The organism is Micromonospora sp. RTBAU3-60 (assembly GCF_054963695.1).
In genome coordinates, this window is the sequence record NZ_JBUEGB010000011.1 from 35,155 (window position 1) to 55,342 (window position 20,188).

Here is a 20,188-nt window from a genome sequence, read left to right on the forward strand (position 1 = left end):
CCCGCACGGGCAGGTCGGTCATTCCGCCTCCGGGTCGAGCAACGCCGGCAGGCGCACCGTCACCCGCAACCCCGGCCCGGCGTCGGTCGCCGGGTCCGCCGACCCGGCATCGGCGAGGTCGACGCTGCCGCCCGCCCGGCGGACCAGTTCGCGCACGATGGCCAGGCCCAGTCCGGCGCCGCCGGCGTCGCGCGCCCGGGCGTCGTCCAGGCGGGTGAACCGGGCGAAGACCCGCTCCCGGTCGGCCGCCGGGATGCCGGGCCCGTCGTCGGTCACGGTCACCAGGTGGTACGCCCGTTGCCCCGGCCCGGCCCCGCGCTGCCCCGGCACCGGCGGGTCGGGGTGCGGTCCGGTGACGTCGAGCCGCACCTCGCCGTGGGCGTGCCGCAGCGCGTTGTCCACCAGGTTGGCCAGCACCCGGCGCAGCTCCCCCGGGTCGCCCTCGGTCCAGAGCGGCCCGGGCGGCGGCGCCAGGCGCACCGGCGGGGAGGGGTAGCGGTCGGCGACCGTGCGCAGCAGCTCGCCCAGTTCCACCGGGCCCACGATCCGCGTCGGGGACCCGTCCCGCCGGGTGGCCTGCTCGTCGACCCGGGCCAGCAGCAGCAGGTCGTCGACCAGCCGGCTCAGCCGGTCGGTGTCGGCGAGCAGGTCCTCCGCCACCGCCGGCCAGTCCGTCCCGTCGCCCAGCCGGCGGGCCACCTCCAGCTCGGTGCGCATGTTGGCCAGCGGACTGCGCAGCTCGTGCGCGGCGTCGGCGACGAAGGCCCGCTGCCGGGCCCGGGCCGCCTCCAGCCGGTCCAGCATGTCGTTGAGGGTGACCGCCAGCCGCTGGATCTCGTCCCGGGCGGTCGGTACGGGCAGCCGCCCGGGCCCGGCCCGGCCGGTGATCTCGGCGGCGCCGCGGCGCAACGCCTCGACCGGGCGCAGCGTCGCGCCGATCACCCGCCAGGCGACCACGGCGAGCCCGGCCACCAGCAGCGGGAAGCCCACCAGCAGCAGGGTCCGTACGACGTGCAGACTGTGCCGGACGTCGGTCATCGACTTGGCGACCAGCACGGTGAGCGGGTCGGCCGAGGTGCCCGCCGGCACGGTCACCACCCGTACCGGGCCGGTGAGCCCGACCCGCCGGCCGTCCACGACGAGGCGCTGGCGCTGCCCGGCGTGGAGCTGGTCGGGGCGGAGCATCGGGACCAGCCGGTCGGCGTCGATGGAGGCGGCGCGGACCCGGCCCTGCCCGTCCACCACCTGCACCCGGAGCTGCCCGCCGGCGACCGGCAGCGGGTCGGGCAGGGCGTCGGAGGCGCCGAGCAGCGCCACCGCGTCCGCGGTCCGGAACGCCTCGGCGTCGACCGTGCGCTGCAGTGTCCAGCCGAGCGCGCCGAGCAGCACCATCCCGCCGAGGGCCAGCCCGACACTCAGCCCGGCCACCCCGATCACCAGCAGCCGGGCCCGCAGGCCGAGGCTGGGCAGCCACCGGCGCGGGCCGGTCATGTGGCGAGCCGGTAGCCGGCGCCGCGGACGGTCTCCAGGCGCTCACGGCCGATCTTGCGGCGGAGGTAGCCGACATAGACCTCGACGGCGTTCGGGGCCGTGTCGAGGCTGGCGTCCCAGACGTGGTCCAGCAGCTCGGTCTTGGAGACCACCTGGCCGGGGCGGCGCATCAGGTAGTCGAGCAGGGCGTACTCGCGGGTGGTCAGGGCGACCTCGGCGTCGGCCCGGGTCACTCGCCGCCGCGCCGGGTCCAGGCGCAGGTCACCGACCGTGAGCACGGTCGGGCGCTCCGGCGCGCCGCGGCGCAGCAGCGCCCGCAGCCGGGCCAGCAGCACCACGTACGAGAACGGCTTGGTGAGGTAGTCGTCCGCCCCGCAGTCCAGCCCGTCGGCCTGGTCGTACTCGCCGTCCTTGGCCGAGAGCATGAGCACCGGCAACCAGTGCTCCTCGGCCCGCAACCGGCGTACCACCTCGTACCCGGACAGGCCGGGCAGCATCACGTCGAGGATCATCGCGTCGTAGCCGCCGTGCCGGGCGGCGTCCAGCCCGGCCGAGCCGGTGGACTCGACGTCCACCGCGAAACCCTCCGCCTGGAGCCCCCGGCGCAGCGCGGATGCGAGCCGCGTCTCGTCCTCCACCACCAGCAACCGCACGGTCCAAGGGTGCCACCCGGGTGACACCCCTAGGTAATCTCCTCAGCGCCCTCACAGCGACCGTCCTGCACCATTACGGTCAGGAGGTGTCCATGATGTCCGTACTGAAGAACCGTGCCGTGCTGCGCTGGCTGGTCCCGGTGACCGCGGGGGTCGCCGTGGTCGGGGGCGGCGCCGCGATCGGCACGTTGGCCGCCGGGGCCGACCCGGCCCTGCCGCCGCGTACCGCGGCGCAACTGCTCGACGACCTGCGCTCGTCCCGCCTGGACGGGCTCTCCGGCACCGTGGTGCAGCGCGCCGACCTCGGGCTGCCGCCGATCGCCGACCTGGCCGGCGCGGCCAGCGGCAACGAGTTGGCCAGCCTGATCACCGGCACGCACACCGTGCGGGTCTGGTACGGGGGCCCGGACCGGCAGCGGCTCGCCCTGGTCGACACCCTCGGCGAGCGGGACATGCTGCGCAACGGCCGCGACGTGTGGTCGTGGAGCAGCCGGACCAACACGGCGTCGCACCGGACGCTGCCGGCGGACGAGAAGACGCTGCCGTCGGCCCCGGCCACCCCGGCGGACGCCGCTGACAAGGCGCTCGCGGCGATCGACCCGACCACCGCGGTCACCGTCGGCCGCACCGCCAGGGTCGCCGGGCGGGACGTGTACGAGCTGGTGCTGACCCCTCGCGACAAGGACTCGCTGGTGCACCAGGTGCGGGTCGCGCTGGACGCGAAGGAGCACGTGCCGCTGCGGTTCGAGGTGCTCGCCGACGGCGCCGACGAGCCGGCGTTCGAGGTGGCGTTCACCCAGGTCGACTTCCGCACCCCGGACGCGGACCAGTTCCGGTTCAACCCGCCGCCGGGGGTGACGGTCACCGAGGAGAAGGCGGATGCGTCCGGCCCGAGCCGGCAGCACCGGCCGGACACCGACCGGCGGCCGGGCGGCGCGGACGTGCGTACGGTCGGCACCGGCTGGACCACGGTGGTGGTGGCGAAGCTCGACGCGGCCGGCCTGGCCGGCGGTCGGGCGGCCGACCCGGCGGCGCGCGGCGCGGGCCAGGGCGGGCCGGCGGCCGGCGCCGACGCGGTCGCCGGGCTGCTGGGCGGGCTGCCGAAGGTGAGCGGTGACTGGGGCAGCGGTCGGCTGCTGACCGGGAAGCTGTTCAGCGTGCTGCTCACCGACGACGGCCGGGTGCTGGCCGGCCTGGTCACGCCCGAGCGGCTCTACCAGGCGGCCAAGGGCTGACCGGGGAGGGCGAACCCTGATCAGGGGTCCGGGCGGCGGAAGCCGTCCGGGCCCCTGATTCGTGTGCGGAGGAAACGCGATGTGACGCGGCCGGGTTCGCTTGGCCCGGCGGCGGGCCAGGCAGTATCTTTCTCAGTTCAAACACAAAAAGGAACGGCTCATTTAAGCCATTCCTGACGTGATTTTAGCTAGTGAGGAGCCGGCTTGTCAATGCACTCCGACGTATCGGGTGAGCTGGATCAGCGCGACGAGATCGGGCGCGAGCAGGAGTACGTCTCGATGCTCTACGACCGGCTGGACGGCATGCGCGAGCAGGCCGCTCGGCGGCTCACCGAGGAGCTGCGGAACACCGGCGGCACGCAGCAGGCCCGCTCGCAGCGCGACTCCACGGTCCGGATGTATGCCGACCAGGTCGAGCAGTACTCCGCGGTGGAGGCCGGCCTCTGCTTCGGCCGCCTCGACGGCGACGACGGCTCCCGCCGCTACATCGGCCGGATCGGCATCTTCGACACCAGCGGCGACGACGACCCGCTGCTGATGGACTGGCGGGCCCCGGCGGCCCGGGCGTTCTACCTCGCCACCGCCGCCAACCCGCAGGGCGTACGCCGGCGCCGGCACCTGCGGACCCGGGAGCGGAAGGTCACCGCGCTCAACGACGAGGTGCTGGACATCGCCGCCGCCTCCCCGACCGCCCACGAGGAGCTGACCGGAGAGGCGTCGCTGCTGGCCGCGCTGAACGCCGGCCGTACCGGGCGGATGCGCGACATCGTCGAGACCATCCAGGCCGAGCAGGACCGGATCATCCGCGCCGACCTGCCGGGGGTGCTGGTGGTGCAGGGCGGTCCCGGCACCGGCAAGACGGCGGTGGCGCTGCACCGGGCCGCGTACCTGCTCTACACGCACCGCCAGCAGCTCTCCACCCGCGGCGTGCTGCTGGTCGGCCCGAACGCCACCTTCCTGCGCTACATCTCCCAGGTGCTCCCCGCGCTGGCCGAGACGGGTGTGCTGCTGCGTACCCAGGCCGACCTCTTCCCCGGCGTGCAGGCCCGGCGCACCGAGCCGGCGGAGACCGCTGCGCTGAAGGGCCGCCCGGTGATGGCCGAGGTGCTGGCCAACGCGGTACGGGACCGGCAGTGGGTCCCCGACGAGCCGCTGGAGATCGAGCTGCCGCAGCGGGAGATCCTGACCCTCGACCCGGCCGTCGTCCGGGAGGCCCGCGACCGGGTCCGCCGCGCCGACCGGCCCCACAACCTGGCGCGGGCGCTGTTCGACATCGAGATCGTGCACGCGCTCGCCGACCAGGTCGCCGAGCGGATCGGCGCCGACCCGCTCGGCGGGGAGAACCTGCTCTCCGAGGCTGACCGCGCCGAGATCCGCCGGGAGCTGCGGGAGGAGCCCGAGGTCCGGGCCGCGCTGGACGAGCTGTGGCCGGTGCTCACCCCGCAGCGGCTGCTCGCCGACCTGTACGGCACGCCGGAGCGGATCGCCGCCGCCGCGCCGATGCTCACCGAGGCCGAGCGGGCGATGCTGCACCGCGAGCCGGGTGGCTGGACGCCGGCCGACGTGCCGCTGCTGGACGAGGCGGCCGAGCTGCTGGGCGAGGACGAGCGCGCCGCCGCGGCCCGCCGGGAGCGCATCCGCTCGCTGCAACGCGAGTACGCCGAGGGCGTACTGGAGATCGCCCGGGGTTCCCGCTCGATCGACGTCGAGGACGAGGCGGACGGCGGCGAGATCCTCGGCGTCACCGACCTCATCGACGCCGACCGGCTGCTGGAACGGCAGGAGGAGTCCGACCGGCTGACCACCGCGCAGCGGGCCGCCGCCGACCGGAGCTGGGCGTTCGGGCACATCATCGTCGACGAGGCGCAGGAGCTGTCGCCGATGGCGTGGCGGCTGCTGATGCGCCGCTGCCCGAGCCGGTCGATGACCATCGTCGGGGACGTGGCGCAGACCGGCGCCCTCGCCGGCACGCCGTCCTGGTCGGAGGCACTGGCCCCGTACGTGGCGGACCGGTGGCGGTTGACGGAGCTGACGGTCAGCTACCGGACGCCCGCCGAGATCATGGCGGTCGCCGCGGACGTGCTCACCGCGATCGACCCGGCGCTGCGCCCGCCCCGCTCCGTACGCGCCAGCGGCGTGCCGCCGTGGGACCGGACCGTGGACGCGGATCGGCTCGCCGCGGAGCTGGTCGCGGCGACCGCGCGGGAGGCGGCGGGGCTGGCCGACGGGCGGCTCGGGGTGATCGTGCCGGCCGGCCGGGTGGCGGAGCTGGGCGGCGCGGTGACCGCGGCGCTGCCGGAGGCCGCCGTCGGTGAGCAGCCGGAGCTGGCGAACCGGGTGGTGGTGCTCACCACCGAGCAGGCCAAGGGCCTGGAGTTCGACTCGGTGCTGGTGGTGGAGCCGGAGCGGATCATCGCCGAGTCACCGCGCGGCCACAGCGACCTCTACGTCGCGCTCACCCGCGCCACCCAACGCCTCGGCATCCTCCGCACCCCCTGACCCGCACCACCTTCGTTGATCATGAGGTTGACGGCGATCTCGATCTCCACGAGTGCCGCCAACCTCATGATCGACGGGTGGTGACGCTGCCGGTCAGTCTGGGTGGGGTCGTTCGTCGGTGAAGTTGCCGACCTGGCTGCCGGAGCTGGACGCGTCACTGGTGGAGCCGCCGGCCGGGGTGCTCAGGCCGCCGGTGGTGGCGTCGCCCGTGGTGGTCGGGGCCACCGTCCCCCGGTGCCGCTCGGGCTGCCGGGCCAGCCGGCGGGCGCTGGCCGGGCCGGCCGTGCCCCCGGTCGTGGTGACCGCGCCCTGACCGCGGGTCGGGCCACCGTCGCGCAGCACGGTCGGGTCGACCGGGACGTGCGCGGGATCGTCCGGGTCCTCCTCCTGGATCACCCGCAGCACATCGGTCTGCGGCACGGTGACCTCGTCGACCGCGCCCTTGCCGTACACACCGCCGGCGATCCGGTCCTCGGCCCGCCGGGCGGCCTCCTGCCGCATGTCGTCCTCACGCACGTGAACCACCTCGCAGCGTTCTCGGGATCTTTGTTGCGTGCCCGGCGGCCGGCCGTCCAAACCCCGCCCCCGTCGTCCGCCCGGGTTCACCGGAGCGTCGCCCGCCTGGCTCTGGCAGAACCCGGCATACTGCCACAGGCCGGACGCCCGGCCCTGCAACGTCGGTACGGGCTCGGTGTGGTCCCGTACACCGTCAACGACGCGGCGGTGATGCGGCGGGTCATCGACCTCGGCGTGCGGCCTCAGCGCCGACGACCCGGACCTGCTGATCCCGCTGGCCAGCTGTTACGGCCTGCGCTGATGCGACCGGGCCCCGGAGCGATGCCATCCGGTCCCGGGATGGCGTTACCTCTCCGGGGCCCCGGGTAGACGGGGGGTGCCCCCGCCACGAACGCGAACCGTGCCGTGGCCGAAACGCGGTAGCGGGGCGAGGGTGCAGAGAACGACTCATCGCATCCGAGGAGGACAAGATGAGCACGCAGGCTGCGTCCACCAGGCCCGTGAACCGGCCGATGCAGGAGGCGCCGACCCGGGCGAGGCAGGAGATGCCCGACCGGGCGGCGATGGAAGAGACCCGCCAGATGGCGATGATGCACGACGGCTCCCGGGAGCGGGCGCCGGGCACCGAGACGAAGCAGGCGTTCCTCACCACCGAGTTCTGGGTGTACGCCGCCGCCGTCGCGGTCGTCGTGATCGTCTCCTACTGGCATAGTTCCATCACCAGCGGGCTGAAGATCACCAACCCGAACCTGGCGTGGTGGTATCTGACCATCCTGACCGGTGCTTACCTGTTCAGCCGTGGTCTGTCCAAGGCCGGTAGCACCCGGCGGTCCTTCATGGAGCGCCGCGCAGCCCGGCGACAGTGAGAAACACCTGAGAGCGACGGTGGCCCCGGGAGTCTCCCGGGGCCACCGTCGTGCGTGGACTACTCGAAGTCCCCGCCGAAGTCGCCGAAGTCGCCCTCGAAGGCGTCCTCGATCAGCTCGCCGGCGACCAGGCCACCGGCCACGCCCAGGGCGGCGCCCGCCACCATGCCGCCCATGCCGGACCCGCGGTGGCCGTGGTGGCCGTGGTGCCCGTGCGGGCCGAAGCCCTGGGCGCGCAGGTTGCCGTAGCGCGAGGTGGTCTCCCGCAGCCAGCCGTCCACCACCTGCGCCCAGTCAGTGCGGCCCGCGTCGCTGTGCGGGACGCTGTACCGGCCGAAGACGTCGTGCCCGGCGGTGAAGAAGCCCCCGCGCTTGTCGCACTCCAGGATCACCTCGACGCCCCGCTGGCTGGTCACGAAGGTCAGCTCGACCTCGGTGACGGCCTGCGCGTACTGCGGTGCGGCGAAGAACTCGATCTCCTGGTAGAACGGCAGCGTCTGCTGCACCCCGTGGATGTGGCCGCGCTCCAGGTCGGCGTGCTTGAACCGGAAGCCGAGCGTCTGGAACGCCTCGAGGATCCGCTCGTGGATCGGCAGCGGGTGCACCGCCACGTGGTCCAGGTCGCTCTTGTCCACCGCGCGGGCCACCGCGACCTCGGTACGCAGGCCCATCGTCATGCCGTGCAGCCGCTGCCCGTACACGTCGGTGACCGGCGTCTCCCACGGCACCGGGAGCTGGAACGGGATGGAAAGCTGCTGCTTCGGCGCCAGCTCCAGCCGGCCGCTGACCGGCATCCGGTGGAACTCCATGATGCCGGCGTACTCGGAGTCGCCGCTCTCCATTTCGACCCGGGTGACCAGGCCGACGCTGATCTGCTCGATGCTGGCCGGCGCATCGCCGCCGACCAGGTTGACCTGCCCGTCGAGGGCCAGGCCGGGCCGGGTGTTCGGGTTGGTCAGCACCGTGTCGACGCTCGGGCCGCCGACGCCGAACGCGCTCAGCATCTTCTTGAAGACCATCGCCACTCCGCTTTCACCTTCGGCGCGCTCCACGTCGGAGCGCGCACGGCCTCGAAGGGCACCCTAACCGGGACCGCTGTGAAGTGTCTGTGAGTGTGAGGGGGCGCGGCGCGTTCACCCGAGTGAGGTGACTCGGCGGAACCCGTGAACGGATCGCCTACCCGCGCCGTCAGTTCGCGTCCACGACGACCAGCTCGCCGACCTGCTCGCCGATCTGCTGCCGCCCCTCCGCGGGCAGCCCGCCGTCGGTGATGAGCACGTCGGCCTCCGCGAGCGGGGCGATGGTGGCGATGCCGATGGTCTCCCACTTGGTGTGGTCGGCGAGCACGACGAGCCGCCGGGCCGCGGCGATCAGCCGGCGGTTGACGGCCGCCTCCAGCAGGTTCGGCGTGGTGAACCCGGTCCGCGGGCTCATCCCGTGCACGCCGAGGAAGAGCAGGTCGACGTTGAGGGCGGCGATGGCGGCCTCGGCCACCGGTCCGGTCAGCGCGTCCGACGGCGTACGGATGCCGCCGGTGAGCACGACGGTCTGGTCGGGGCGGGGGTTCTGGTAGAGGGCGTCGGCGACCGGAATCGAGTTGGTGACCACGGTGAGCCCGCGGACGTCGGCGAGCCGGGCGGCCAGCGCGGCGGTGGTGGTGCCGGCGGAGAGCGCGACCGCCATCCCGGGCTCGACCAGGCCGGCCGCCCGCTCGGCGATCGCCCGCTTCTCGGCCTGCTGCCGGATCGACTTCGCGGCGAAGCCGGGCTCCTCGGCCGAGCCGGGGCCGGCCAGTGTCGCACCACCGTGGACCTTGTCGACCAGTCCTCGTTCGGCGAGTGCCTCCAGGTCCCGCCGGATGGTCATGTCCGACACCCCGAAGCGGCTGACCAGATGGCTGACCCGGACGCCGCCGCGCTGGCGGATCAGCTCCAGGATGGCGCTCTGCCGTTGCTGGGCGAGCATGGATCCTCCTTCGGACGCGGGGGGCACGTCAGGCGGCCTCGGCCGTCCGGTCCGCCATCGGATCGTCAGTCTCCGCCCGGGCCGGTACCGGCTGGTCGGCGGCGCGGTCCGGTGTCTCGCGGACCACCGCCACCTCGCCGGCCGGGACCACCAGCTCGCCGGCGCAGTCGTGGCCGCCGAGCAGCTCGGTGCCGGTGACGGCCAGCCGGGCCTCGGCGTCGGTGTGGTTGATGACGAACAGCCAGCTCCGGTCGGCGGACCGGCGGCGGACCACCTCCACCCCCTCCGGCGCGGCCACCGGCGGGCGGACGCCGGACTCGGCGAGCAGCCGGGCGACGAGCCGGTCGGTGGCGGCCTCGTCGAGCCGGGTGCCGAGATACCAGGCGGCCCCGGCACCGACCGCGTGCCGCGTCAGCGCGGGCACCCCGACCAGCGGACCGTCGGCGTACGCGGCGAGCACCTCCGCCCCCTCGGCGTGCAGCCACTCGGTCCACACGTCGGCGTCGGCGCCGTCGTCGAGGCGTACCCGCTCGCCCGCACGCAGCGGGAAGAACTCCTCGGTGCGGACGCCGAGCAGCTCGCGGAACGCGCCCGGGTAGCCGCCGAGCCGGATGTGGTCGTGCTCGTCGACGATGCCGCTGAAGTAGGTGACCAGGGCGCTGCCGCCGGCCGCCACGAACGCCCGCAGGGCCTCGGCGTCGGCGTCGCGGACCAGGTAAAGGGTGGGCACCAGGACCAGCCGGTAGCGGGACAGGTCGGCCGACGGGTGCACCACGTCGGCGGTGACCCCGGACCGCCACAGCGCGCCGTGCAGGGCGGCGAGCCGGTCGACGTACGTGACGTCGGCGCTGGGGTGCGAGTCGAGTTCGACCCCCCACCAGGCCTCGTAGTCGAAGAGGATCGCCACGTCGGACTCGACCCGGCTACCGCGCACCTCGGCGAGGGCCGCCAGGTCGGCGCCGAGCCGGCACACCTCGCGGAACACCTTGGTCTCCGGCCCGGCGTGCGGGACCAGCGCGGAGTGGTACTTCTCCGCCCCCGCCCGGGAGGCCCGCCACTGGAAGAAGAGCACCCCGTCGGCGCCGCGCGCCACGTGCGAGAGGCTGTTGCGCCGCAGCTGGCCCGGGGTCTTGGCGACGTTGCGGGGCTGCCAGTTGACCGCGCTGGTGGAGTGCTCCATCAGCAGCCACGGCCCGCCGCCGGCGACGCCGCGGGTGTGGTCGGCGGCGAGCGCCAGGTCGACCTGCGGACGCGGATCGGCGGCGATCAGGTAGTGGTCGTTGGCGACCAGGTCCACGTCGGACGCCCAGGAGTGGTAGTCCAGATACTTCACGCCGCTGCCGATCATGAAGTTGGTGGTGACCGGCTGCCGGGTGAGCCGGGTCAGCACCTCCCGCTCCGCCCGCAGCTGGGCGCGCTGCTCGTCGGAGGAGAAGCGCAGGAAGTCCAGCTGCTGGGTGGGGTTGGCGAAGGTCGGGGCGGTCCGCGGCGGGTTGATCTGCGCCCAGTCGTGGTAGCGCTGGCTCCAGAACGCGGTGCCCCAGGCGGCGTTGAGCGCGTCCAGGTCCCCGTAGCGCTCGCGCAGCCAGCGGCGGAACGCCTCGGCGCTGACGTCGCAGTAGCAGTGCACGTTGTGGCAGCCCAGCTCGTTGGAGACGTGCCACATCACCACGGCCGGGTGGTCGGCGTACCGGCCGGCGACGGCTTCGACCAGGGCGATCGAGCGGTCGCGGAAGATCGGCGAGCTGGGGCAGTACGCCTGCCGCCCGCCGGGCCACAGGATCGTGCCGTCGGCGCGTCGGGGCAGCGTCTCCGGGTGCCGGTGGGCCAGCCAGGGCGGCGGGCTGGCGGTGGCGGTGGCCAGGTCGACGCTGATCCCGCCCTGGTGCAGCAGGTCGAGGGCCCGGTCGAGCCAGCCGAACTCGTAGCGGCCGGGGGCGGGTTCGAGCAGGGCCCAGGAGAAGATCCCGACCGAGACCAGGTTGACCCCGGCCCGGCGCATCAGCGAGACGTCCTCGGCCCAGGTCTCCTCGGGCCACTGCTCGGGGTTGTAGTCGGCGCCGTACCAGATGCGTTCGCCGTGCCAGTTCCGCATGAGAGCAGAGGGTGCCCCCGAACGGCAGCCAAGTCAACACTTTCCAACATCGATCGGGATTACCCCGGTTGACTTGCCTCGGCCATGTCACAACTGGGTTATCGGTGTCCGCTTCCACTCTTGACAGCGCGGAACCAGGGGGTAGCTTCAACCGCCACCGGCTGTTTGTGTTCGGACATGTGGATTCACGGTGGATCGATCCCGGGCCGGCGCGAACAGCGATCACCACCCGGCACCGCCCTGGACGCAGCACACCTTCTCCACGCAGGAGGCATCATGTCCCGTCCCCGATCGCAAGCCGAGTACCTCGCCCGACTCGTACCCCCGTCCGTAGCCGGCCTGAATCGCCGCTCGCTGCTCGCCGGCGCGGCCGGCGCGGGCGCGCTGCTCGGCACGGGACTGCTCGCCGGCTGCGGCTCCGACTCCGACTCCGGCGCAGGCTCGAAAACGGTCTCGCTCGGCTCGAACGCTTCGGACCCGACGCCGAAGGACGCCCTCGCCAAGGTGATGGACGGTTTCAAGACCTCGTCGGGTGTGCAGGTCAACATCAACACGGTCGACCACAACACGTTCCAGGAGAACATCAACAACTACCTGCAGGGCAAGCCGGACGACGTGTTCACCTGGTTCGCCGGCTACCGGATGCGGTTCTTCGCCGCCAAGGGCCTGGCCGGCGACGTCAGCGACGTCTGGGGCAAGCTCTCCGGCTACTCCGACGCGTTCAAGAAGGCCTCGACCGGAGACGACGGCAAGCAGTACTTCGTGCCCATGTCGTACTACCCGTGGGCGGTCTTCTACCGGAAGTCGGTCTGGCAGCAGCACGGCTACCAGGTGCCGAAGAACCTGGACGAGCTGAACACCCTCGGCGCGCAGATGAAGAAGGACGGCCTGAACCCGATCGCCTTCGCCGACAAGGACGGCTGGCCGGCGATGGGCACCTTCGACATCCTCAACCTGCGGATCAACGGCTACCAGTTCCACGTCGACCTGATGGCCGGCAAGGAGGCGTGGACCTCCGACAAGGTGAAGAAGGTCTTCGACACCTGGGCTGGGCTGCTGCCGCTGCACCAGCCGGACGCCCTGGGCCGGACCTGGCAGGAGGCCGCCCAGTCGCTGCAGCAGAAGAAGAGCGGCATGTACCTGCTCGGCCTCTTCGTCGCCGAGCAGTTCAACAAGGACGAGCAGGACGACCTGGACTTCTTCACCTTCCCCGAGATCGACCCGACCATCGGGGCCAAGGCCCTGGACGCGCCGATCGACGGCTACATGATGGCCCGCAAGCCGAAGTCCGAGGCCAACGCCAAGAAGCTGCTCGAGTACATCGGCGGGGTCGACGCCGCGAACATCCTCGTGAAGAGCAACCCCGGCACCCTGGTGGCCAACACCGGCGCCGACACCAGCGGCTACACCGCGCTGCAGAAGAAGGCCGCCGAACTGGTCGGCTCGGCCACCGAGATCGCCCAGTTCCTCGACCGGGACACCCGCCCCGACTTCGCCTCCACGGTGATCATCCCGGCGTTCCAGCAGTTCATCAAGAACCCGAAGGACATCGGCGGGCTGCTCACCAGCATCGAGAACCAGAAGAAGTCGATCTTCACCAGCTGACGGCGGAAAGGGGGAGGACATCGTGTCCGACCTGCCCCTGATCCAAGCGGATCGCGCCGTGGCGCCGCCGGCCGCGACCACCACGCGTGGTCGCGGCCGCCGGCTACGGCTCCTGTCCCGCACCGACCGCGTGGTGATCACGCTGATGGTGCTCGTACCCCTGATCCTCGTCGTCGGCCTGGTCTGGCTGCCGGCGCTGGCCACCGTGCTGCTCTCCGGCACGAACTGGGACGGCATCGGCCCGCTCGGCGAGATCGACTGGGTCGGCCTGAAGAACTACGACGACGTGGTGAACATCTACCCGCCGTTCGTGCCGGCGATCCAGAACAACCTGCTGTGGCTGGCCGCGCTCTTCGTGGTGGCCACCCCGTTCGGGATGTTCCTCGCCGTGCTGCTCGACAAGGAGCTGCGCGGCAGCCGGTTCTACCAGACCGCGCTTTACCTGCCGGTGGTGCTCTCCCTGGCGCTGATCGGCTTCGTCTGGCAGCTCATCTACAGCCGCGACCAGGGACTGCTCAACGCGCTGCTCGGCGGCGAGACCGACTGGTACGGCGACCCGCACGTGAACATCTGGGCGGTGCTCGTCGCCGCCGGCTGGCGGCACGTCGGCTACATCATGCTGCTCTACCTGGCCGGCCTGAAGGGCGTCGACCCGTCGCTGCGCGAGGCCGCCGCCGTGGACGGCTCCTCGGAGGCCAGCACCTTCTTCCGGGTCGTCTTCCCGGTGCTGCGGCCGATCAACATCATCGTGCTGGTGGTGACGGTGATCGAGTCGCTGCGCGCGTTCGACCTGGTCTGGGTCATCAACAAGGGCCGCAACGGGCTGGAGCTGATCTCCGCGCTGGTCACGGCGAACGTGGTGGGCGAGGCCAGCCGGATCGGCTTCGGCTCCGCGCTGGCCACCATCATGCTGGTCGTCTCGCTGGTCTTCATCACCCTCTACCTGGCCACCGTGATGCGGGAGGACAAGCGATGACGGCCGCGACGTCGACCCGCGAGGGCACGGCGACCGCGCCGGCCAGACGTCGCCGGCCGCCGCGGCCCGCCCGGGTGGTCCTGCACCTCTTCCTGGGTACGGTGGCCGTCGGCTGGCTCTTCCCGATCCTCTGGGCGGTGCTGACCTCGCTGCGGTCCTACGAGTACACCGCCAGCCACGGGTACGTCTCGCTCGGCGGCTGGACGTTCGACAACTACCTCACCGCCTGGCGGACGGCGGAGTTCGGCAAGCACTTCCTCAACTCCGTCTACATCACGGTGCCGGCGGTGCTGCTGACGCTCTTCCTCGCCTCCTGCGTGGCGTTCGTGATCGCCCGGTTCAGCTGGAAGGTCAACATCGCCCTGCTCGGGCTGTTCACCGCGGCGAACCTGCTGCCGCAGCAGGCCCTGCTGATCCCGCTGTTCCGGATGTTCACCGAGATCCCGCTGCCGGCGTGGCTGAGCGACTCCGAACTGCTCTACGACAGCTACTGGGGGCTGATCCTGGTCAACGTCGCCTTCCAGTGCGGCTTCTGTGTCTTCGTGCTGAGCAACTACATGAAGGCGCTGCCGCACGAGCTGTACGAGGCGGCGATGGTCGACGGGGCCAGCGTGTGGCGGCAGTACTGGCAGGTCACCATGCCGCTGTGCCGGCCGGCCCTGGCCGCGCTGGCCACCCTCGAGGTGACCTGGATCTACAACGAGTTCTTCTGGGCCACGGTGCTGATGCGTACCGGCGACAAGTTCCCGGTGACCAGTTCGCTGAACAACCTGCGCGGCGAGTTCTTCACCGACAACAACCTCGTCTCGGCCGGCTCGGTGCTGGTCGCGATCCCCACCCTGGTGATCTTCTTCCTGTTGCAGAAGCAGTTCGTCCGGGGCCTGACGCTGGGAGCCTCCAAGGGATGACGATCGTCCACCTGCGCCGCGCCCGGACCAGCCTGGTGCTCGACGCGCGCGGGCCCGGCCTGCCCCGGGTCGTGCACTGGGGCGCGGACCTCGGCCCGCTCGCCGCCGACGAGCTGCCCGCCCTGGTCGACGCCACCATCCCGCCGGTGGTGCCGAGCAGCTTCGACGCGCCGACCGTGCTGTCGCTGCTGCCCGAGCCGAGCGCCGGCTGGAGCGGCCGGCCCGGCCTGGCCGGCCACCGCGACGGCCGGGACTGGTCCACCGCGTTCCGCCTGACCGGGCTCGACGTGCTCGACGGTCCGGCCGGCACCGACGCCGCGTTGGGCGACGAGGTGCCCGCCGCCCCGGACCGGGGCCGCGTGGCGACGGGCGGGGAGGCGGTGCGCGTACCCGATGGGGAGCGGGACCACGGCGGGCCCGGTGCCGCGCGGGTGACCGTGCGGGCTGCGGACCCGGGCGCGGGGTTGTCGCTCACCGTCGAGCTGGCGCTCGACCCGGCCGGGCTGCTGACGCTGCGGCACCGGCTGCGCAACGACGGCGACCGGCCGTACGAGGTGCGGGAGCTGACCCCGGTGCTGCCGGTGCCGGCGGTCGCCACCGAACTGCTCGACCTGACCGGGCGCTGGTGCCGGGAACGCGCCCCGCAGCGGCACCCGTGGCCGATGGGCGCCTGGGTGCGCGAGGGCCGGCACGGCCGCACCGGACACGACGCCACGCTGCTGCTGGTCGCCGGCACGCCGGGGTTCGGTTTCGGGCACGGCGAGGTGTGGGCGGTGCACACCGCGTGGAGCGGCGACCACGTCACGGTGGCCGAGCGCCGCCCGACCGGGGAGTCCACCCTGGGCGGCGGGGAGCTGCTCAGCCCCGGCGAGATCCGGCTCGCCCCCGGCGAGGAGTACGCCACTCCCCTGCTCTACGCAGTGCACTCGACCGACGGGCTGGACGGGCTCAGCGATGTGCTGCACACCCACCTGCGGGCCCGCCCGGAGCACCCGCGCGCACCCCGCCCGGTGACCCTCAACGTCTGGGAGGCGGTCTACTTCGACCACGACCTGGATCGGCTCAAGGGGCTCGCCGACCGGGCCGCCGAGGTGGGCGTGGAACGTTTCGTGCTCGACGACGGCTGGTTCCGGGGCCGGCGGCACGACCGGGCCGGGCTCGGCGACTGGTGGGTCGACGACGACGTCTGGCCGGACGGGCTGCAACCGCTCATCGACCACGTCCGTAAGCACGGGATGCAGTTCGGGCTCTGGGTCGAGCCGGAGATGGTCAACCCCGACTCGGACCTGTTCCGGGCCCACCCGGACTGGGTGCTCCAGGCACCTGGCCGGCTGCCGCCGGAGTGGCGCCACCAGCAGGTCCTCGACCTCGCCCACCCGGACGCGTACGCCCACCTGCTCGGCCGGCTGGACGCGGTGCTGACCGGGCACGACGGCATCGCGTACCTGAAGTGGGACCACAACCGGGACCTCACCGAGGCCGGGCACGGCGGCCGGCCCGGGGTGCACGCGCAGACCGTGGGGGTCTATCGCCTCCTCGACGAGCTGCGGGCCCGCCACCCGGGGGTGGAGATCGAGAGCTGCTCGTCCGGCGGGGCGCGGGTGGATCTGGAGATCCTGCGCCGCACCGACCGGGTGTGGGCCAGCGACTGCAACGACGCCCTGGAGCGGCTGTCGATCCAGCGCTGGACCGGCCTGCTGCTCCCGCCCGAGCTGATCGGCACCCACATCGGACCGGAGCGCTCGCACACCACCCACCGGGTGCACGACCTGGGCTTCCGGGCGATCACCGCGCTCTTCGGCCACCACGGCATCGAGTGGGACATCAGCGGCATCACCCCGGCGGAGCGGGCCGAACTCGCCGGCTGGGTGGCGCTGCACAAGCGGCTGCGTCCGCTGCTGCACGGCGGCCGGGTGGTCCGGGTCGACCACCCCGACCCGGCCGTGCAGGCGCACGGCGTGGTCGCCCGCGACCGGTCCCACGCGGTGTACGCGATCTCCCGGCTGGCCACCTCGGTCGCCCAGGTGCCGGGCCCGGTACGCCTGCCCGGGCTGGACCCGGCGCGGCGTTACGCCGTGCGCCCGCCGGCCGGGGTGCCGGAGCCGGCGGTGGTGCAGCTGAGCTCGCCGGGATGGCTCGCCTCGGGCGACGGGGTGACGCTGAGCGGTTCGGTGCTGGGCGGCGTCGGGGTGCAGCTGCCCGCCCTGCACCCGGAGCAGGCGCTGCTGCTGGAGGTCACCGCGGTCGGCTAAGCGCGGGGAGTTACCCGGCGAGGAACGGCGGAATTTGCAGCGAGGCTTCGTCGAGGTTCAATGTGGCGAGGAGCGACCGCCGTTCCCGGCGGTAGGTCGCGGCAGCGACTTCGTCACCGGTGGCGGCCGCGATCCGGTCGAGACGGGCCAGCACGCGTGCGATCTGCGGCCGCGTGCCGATGCGGCGCCAGACGTCCAGTGCGCGGCGCAACGAAGTCGCGGCCTCCGCCCAGCGTCCCTCCGCGGCGGCCAGGTCACCCATGGAACGCAGCGTTTCGGCGAGGCCATCGGGACGCCCGATCTTGTGGTGTCCGGCCAGGGCCCTGTCCAGTCGCGCGGCGGCATGGGTCCACCGACCTTGCCGAATGTCCACGTCGGCCATCGCCTGCTCGGCGTACGCCGTACCCATGTCGTCGCGCACCTCATGGGAGAACCGCAGCGCCGCGGCCAGTTCCCGCTCCGCGTCTTCGAGCTTCCCGATGTCGGTAAGCGCCATCCCGTAGTGGTAGCGGTGGAGCGCGGTCCGCAGCGAGGCACCCGCTGCGCCATCGATGGCGATTACCTCTTCCAGCAGCGGCACGGCTGTGGCGGCAGCGCCCGCCTCGAAGAGGGCGTAGCCGAGGCTGTCCAGGCTTTCGCCGAGCAACCAGTTGGGCACCGCTTGGTCGCGGGCCGCCACCACCGCCTGCTCCAACCAGTCGAACGCCTCACCCAACCGCCCGACACGCAGTGCGGCCAGGCCGGAGGTCCGGAGCGCGGCCACCTGGAGTTTCCGGTCACCGAGCCGGCCCGCCACGGCCCGTTGCTCGGCCGCGATGGCCGGTAGCTGGGCGTACTGGTCGCGCTGCAGGTGGGCCTTGAAGAGAGCTTCGAGCAACGGGGCGAGGAGCGTGTCCGACCCGGTGGTGCGGACGCACGAGATCGCTTGGTGGAGCACCTGTTCCCAGTCGTCGGCATAGCACCGGTGCCAGAGATAGGTCGACAGGCGCACCGCGAGTGGGCCGGCGATGTCCGCCAGAGCGGACCGGCAGGCATGGTCGACCGCCGCGACGAGTCCGGCCCGTTCGGTTTCGAACCAGTCGAGAGGACTGACCCGCACCGCGTGTGCACCGCTGTCGCGTGGTGGCGACGGAACACTCGCGTCGCGGTCGCCCGCGGGGTCGCCCAGCAGCTCGTCGGCTTCGCGCGCAAGCGCGAGCCAGCCGTTGAGCAACCGTTCCAGCGCCCGGCCCCGCTCGGCCGGCGCTTCATCGGTCGGGTAGCGCTCCCGGGCATACTCGGCGACCAGCTCGTGCAGCCGGTATCGGCGCTGTCCCACCGGGTCGAGGCCCAGCGGTTCCACCAAATGGACGTCCGTGAGTTGGTCAAGGAGCTTCCGAGCCTGCACTGCCGCTACGTCGAGGAGCGCCTGTGCCACCCACTCCGGCCAGTCGGCGGTAGCGAGCAGGCTCAACCGCAGGAACAGCCGCCGTGCGTCGACCGGAAGTGCGTCGCAGCTCAGCGCGATGCTGGCCCGTACATCCAGGTCGCCGACAGCCAACTCGTCGAGCCGGCCCCGCTGGGTGGCCAGTCGCGCCCGCAACTCGTCAAGGGTGGCGTCCGGCCGTAGCGCCAGCCGGGCCCCCGCGATACAGACGGCGAGCGGAAGCTCACCGCAGAGCCGCACAATTTCCTGTGCCGCCTCGGGCTCGGCGGCGACGCGAGCTTCGCCGGCGCCATTGGCGAGCAAGCGGATCGCGTCCTCGGTCCGCAGCGCCGGCACCACGAAGCGGGCCGCGTTCAGCAGCGCCGCCAGCTGCCGCCGCGAGGTCACCACCACACCGCCTGCCCCCGGCAGCAGCGGCCGCACCTGCGCCTCGTCGCCGGCGTCGTCGAGAACCACCAGCGTCCGGCCATCCGCGAGGTGGCTGCGGTACAACGCGATGCGCTCCTCCGGGTCCGTTGGCATCTCGCCGCTGTCCACGCCCAACGCTCGCAGAAACCGCTCGACGATCCGGTACGGGTCCGCCGGTGTGTCATAACTGCCGCGCAGATCGGCGTAAAGCTGCCCGTTCGTGAACACCGCGCTCAACCGGTGACTCGCCGACACCGCCAGCGCGCTCTTGCCGACTCCGCCCTGCCCCACCAGGACCACCACCGGAGCGGCGGTTTCACCCTTGCCTCTCAGCGTCCGGACGACCCGATCGAGCAGCTGACCGCGACCTGTCAGCGGCGCCGCGGGCGGAAGCTGGCGGGGGACCGTTCGCGCGGGCGTAGCGATGACGCTTCCCACCGAGTGCCCCTGAAGGATCTGCCGCTGTGTGTTGCGCAGCACCGGCCCCGGTTCCACCCCCAGGTCGTCGAAGAAACGCCGGTGCGCGCGGCGGTAGACGGCGAGCGCCTCGGCCCGGCGGCCCATCCCGGCCAGCGCCAACATCTGCCGGCTGTAGAGTCGCTCGGCGTATGGGTTCTCGGCGATCAGCGGCTCGACCTCGCGCAGCGCCGCGCCGTAGTCGTCGAGCGCCAGCGCGGCGTCCAGCTTCGTCTCGGCAGCCGCGAGCCGCTCCTGATGGAGTGCCGCGCGGAGCTCGCCGGCCAGGGCGTCGGGGACGTCGGCCAATGCCGGCCCGCGCCAGAGCGACAGCGCCTGATCCAGCAGGGCCACTGCGCCGCGGTGGTCGCCCGCCGCGGCCGCTGTGCAGCCCCGCTCGGCGAGGGCGCGGAACTCCACCAGATCCAACCGGTGCGGTCCCAGTCGCACCAGGTATCCGCTGGGCCTGGTCTCGATCAGGGAGGGATCCACGATGCGGAACCGGCGACGCAGGTTGCTGATGAGGTTGTGCAGCTGTGCCTTCGCGGACCCTGGTGCCTGATCCCAGAGCCGGGCGATCAACAGCTCGGTGGAGGTCAACTTTCCGGCGTTGACCAGCAGGGTGGCGAGCACCAGCCGCTCCCGCCCGCTCCCGCTCGGCAAGGGCCGTCCCAGATCATGGACTTCGACCGGCCCCAAGACTCCGAATTCCACGAGACATTGATAGCGCATCGATTCTCGTATTCATTTAGATGGGTCGGTCCATCTCGGTTGCGGACCGCTGCCGCCGCAGGCCGAGCTCATCGAAGCTCTCCTGAATGTTGGGATTGCTCATTG

Annotated in this window: 14 protein-coding genes; 7 read left to right on the plus strand and 7 right to left on the minus strand. The window is 72.5% G+C overall.

The genetic code is table 11. The features are described from left to right. Positions 1 to 18: 18 nt before the first annotated feature. Together ACY34I_RS13350 and ACY34I_RS13355 are read right to left on the minus strand one after the other, a co-directional pair. Complete coding sequence (locus tag ACY34I_RS13350; protein WP_462755219.1) at positions 19 to 1,491, minus strand: sensor histidine kinase; 1,473 nt, start codon at positions 1,489 to 1,491, stop codon at positions 19 to 21. Continuing rightward, positions 1,488 to 2,144, minus strand: a complete 657-nt coding sequence (locus tag ACY34I_RS13355; RefSeq protein ID WP_148804120.1) for a response regulator transcription factor — start codon at positions 2,142 to 2,144, stop codon at positions 1,488 to 1,490. Before ACY34I_RS13355 ends, ACY34I_RS13350 begins: the two co-directional genes overlap by 4 nt. A gap of 95 nt (positions 2,145 to 2,239) precedes the next feature. On the opposite strand from ACY34I_RS13355, the gene ACY34I_RS13360 reads away from it, so the two are divergent. Together ACY34I_RS13360 and ACY34I_RS13365 are read left to right on the plus strand one after the other, a co-directional pair. Continuing rightward, positions 2,240 to 3,379 carry a LolA family protein gene (locus tag ACY34I_RS13360; protein WP_462755458.1) on the plus strand — a complete coding sequence of 380 codons (1,140 nt, stop codon included), beginning with the start codon at positions 2,240 to 2,242 and terminating at the stop codon, positions 3,377 to 3,379. A 210-nt stretch (positions 3,380 to 3,589) separates the two neighbouring features. Further along, the gene (locus ACY34I_RS13365) at positions 3,590 to 5,878 is read left to right on the plus strand and encodes a HelD family protein (RefSeq protein WP_462755460.1); all 2,289 of its coding nucleotides are present in this window, start codon (positions 3,590 to 3,592) and stop codon (positions 5,876 to 5,878) included. 93 nt (positions 5,879 to 5,971) lie between these two features. On the opposite strand, the gene ACY34I_RS13370 is transcribed toward ACY34I_RS13365, so the two are convergent. After that, positions 5,972 to 6,394, minus strand: coding sequence for a hypothetical protein (locus tag ACY34I_RS13370; protein WP_462755221.1), 423 nt, complete (start codon positions 6,392 to 6,394; stop codon positions 5,972 to 5,974). Positions 6,395 to 6,864: 470 nt separating this feature from the next. On the opposite strand from ACY34I_RS13370, the gene ACY34I_RS13375 reads away from it, so the two are divergent. Further along, positions 6,865 to 7,260 (plus strand): hypothetical protein, encoded by a 396-nt coding sequence (locus ACY34I_RS13375; protein WP_462755223.1) that lies wholly within the window; start codon positions 6,865 to 6,867, stop codon positions 7,258 to 7,260. Positions 7,261 to 7,319: 59 nt separating this feature from the next. Here the strand turns inward: ACY34I_RS13375 and ACY34I_RS13380 are convergent, their stop codons facing one another. The 3 genes from ACY34I_RS13380 to ACY34I_RS13390 all read right to left on the minus strand — a co-directional run bounded on the left by ACY34I_RS13380 (position 7,320) and on the right by ACY34I_RS13390 (position 11,320). Continuing rightward, complete coding sequence (locus tag ACY34I_RS13380; RefSeq protein WP_462755462.1) at positions 7,320 to 8,279, minus strand: sporulation protein; 960 nt, start codon at positions 8,277 to 8,279, stop codon at positions 7,320 to 7,322. 169 nt (positions 8,280 to 8,448) lie between these two features. Beyond that, positions 8,449 to 9,225 (minus strand): DeoR/GlpR family DNA-binding transcription regulator, encoded by a 777-nt coding sequence (locus ACY34I_RS13385; protein WP_462755225.1) that lies wholly within the window; start codon positions 9,223 to 9,225, stop codon positions 8,449 to 8,451. Positions 9,226 to 9,253: 28 nt separating this feature from the next. Continuing rightward, positions 9,254 to 11,320, minus strand: coding sequence for a beta-galactosidase (locus ACY34I_RS13390; protein WP_462755227.1), 2,067 nt, complete (start codon positions 11,318 to 11,320; stop codon positions 9,254 to 9,256). A 276-nt stretch (positions 11,321 to 11,596) separates the two neighbouring features. On the opposite strand from ACY34I_RS13390, the gene ACY34I_RS13395 reads away from it, so the two are divergent. From ACY34I_RS13395 to ACY34I_RS13410, 4 genes are read left to right on the plus strand one after another with little or no spacing between them, the layout of a single operon-like run. Continuing rightward, the gene (locus ACY34I_RS13395) at positions 11,597 to 12,925 is read left to right on the plus strand and encodes an ABC transporter substrate-binding protein (RefSeq protein WP_462755229.1); all 1,329 of its coding nucleotides are present in this window, start codon (positions 11,597 to 11,599) and stop codon (positions 12,923 to 12,925) included. A 22-nt stretch (positions 12,926 to 12,947) separates the two neighbouring features. Beyond that, a complete protein-coding gene (locus tag ACY34I_RS13400; protein WP_148801869.1) occupies positions 12,948 to 13,901 on the plus strand; it encodes a carbohydrate ABC transporter permease in 954 nt (317 codons plus the stop codon). Further along, positions 13,898 to 14,809, plus strand: coding sequence for a carbohydrate ABC transporter permease (locus ACY34I_RS13405; protein WP_462755232.1), 912 nt, complete (start codon positions 13,898 to 13,900; stop codon positions 14,807 to 14,809). Before ACY34I_RS13400 ends, ACY34I_RS13405 begins: the two co-directional genes overlap by 4 nt. Beyond that, positions 14,806 to 17,061 (plus strand): alpha-galactosidase, encoded by a 2,256-nt coding sequence (locus tag ACY34I_RS13410; protein ID WP_462755234.1) that lies wholly within the window; start codon positions 14,806 to 14,808, stop codon positions 17,059 to 17,061. Before ACY34I_RS13405 ends, ACY34I_RS13410 begins: the two co-directional genes overlap by 4 nt. 10 nt (positions 17,062 to 17,071) lie before the next feature. Here the strand turns inward: ACY34I_RS13410 and ACY34I_RS13415 are convergent, their stop codons facing one another. After that, complete coding sequence (locus ACY34I_RS13415; RefSeq protein ID WP_462755236.1) at positions 17,072 to 20,083, minus strand: AfsR/SARP family transcriptional regulator; 3,012 nt, start codon at positions 20,081 to 20,083, stop codon at positions 17,072 to 17,074. Positions 20,084 to 20,188 lie beyond the last annotated feature (105 nt).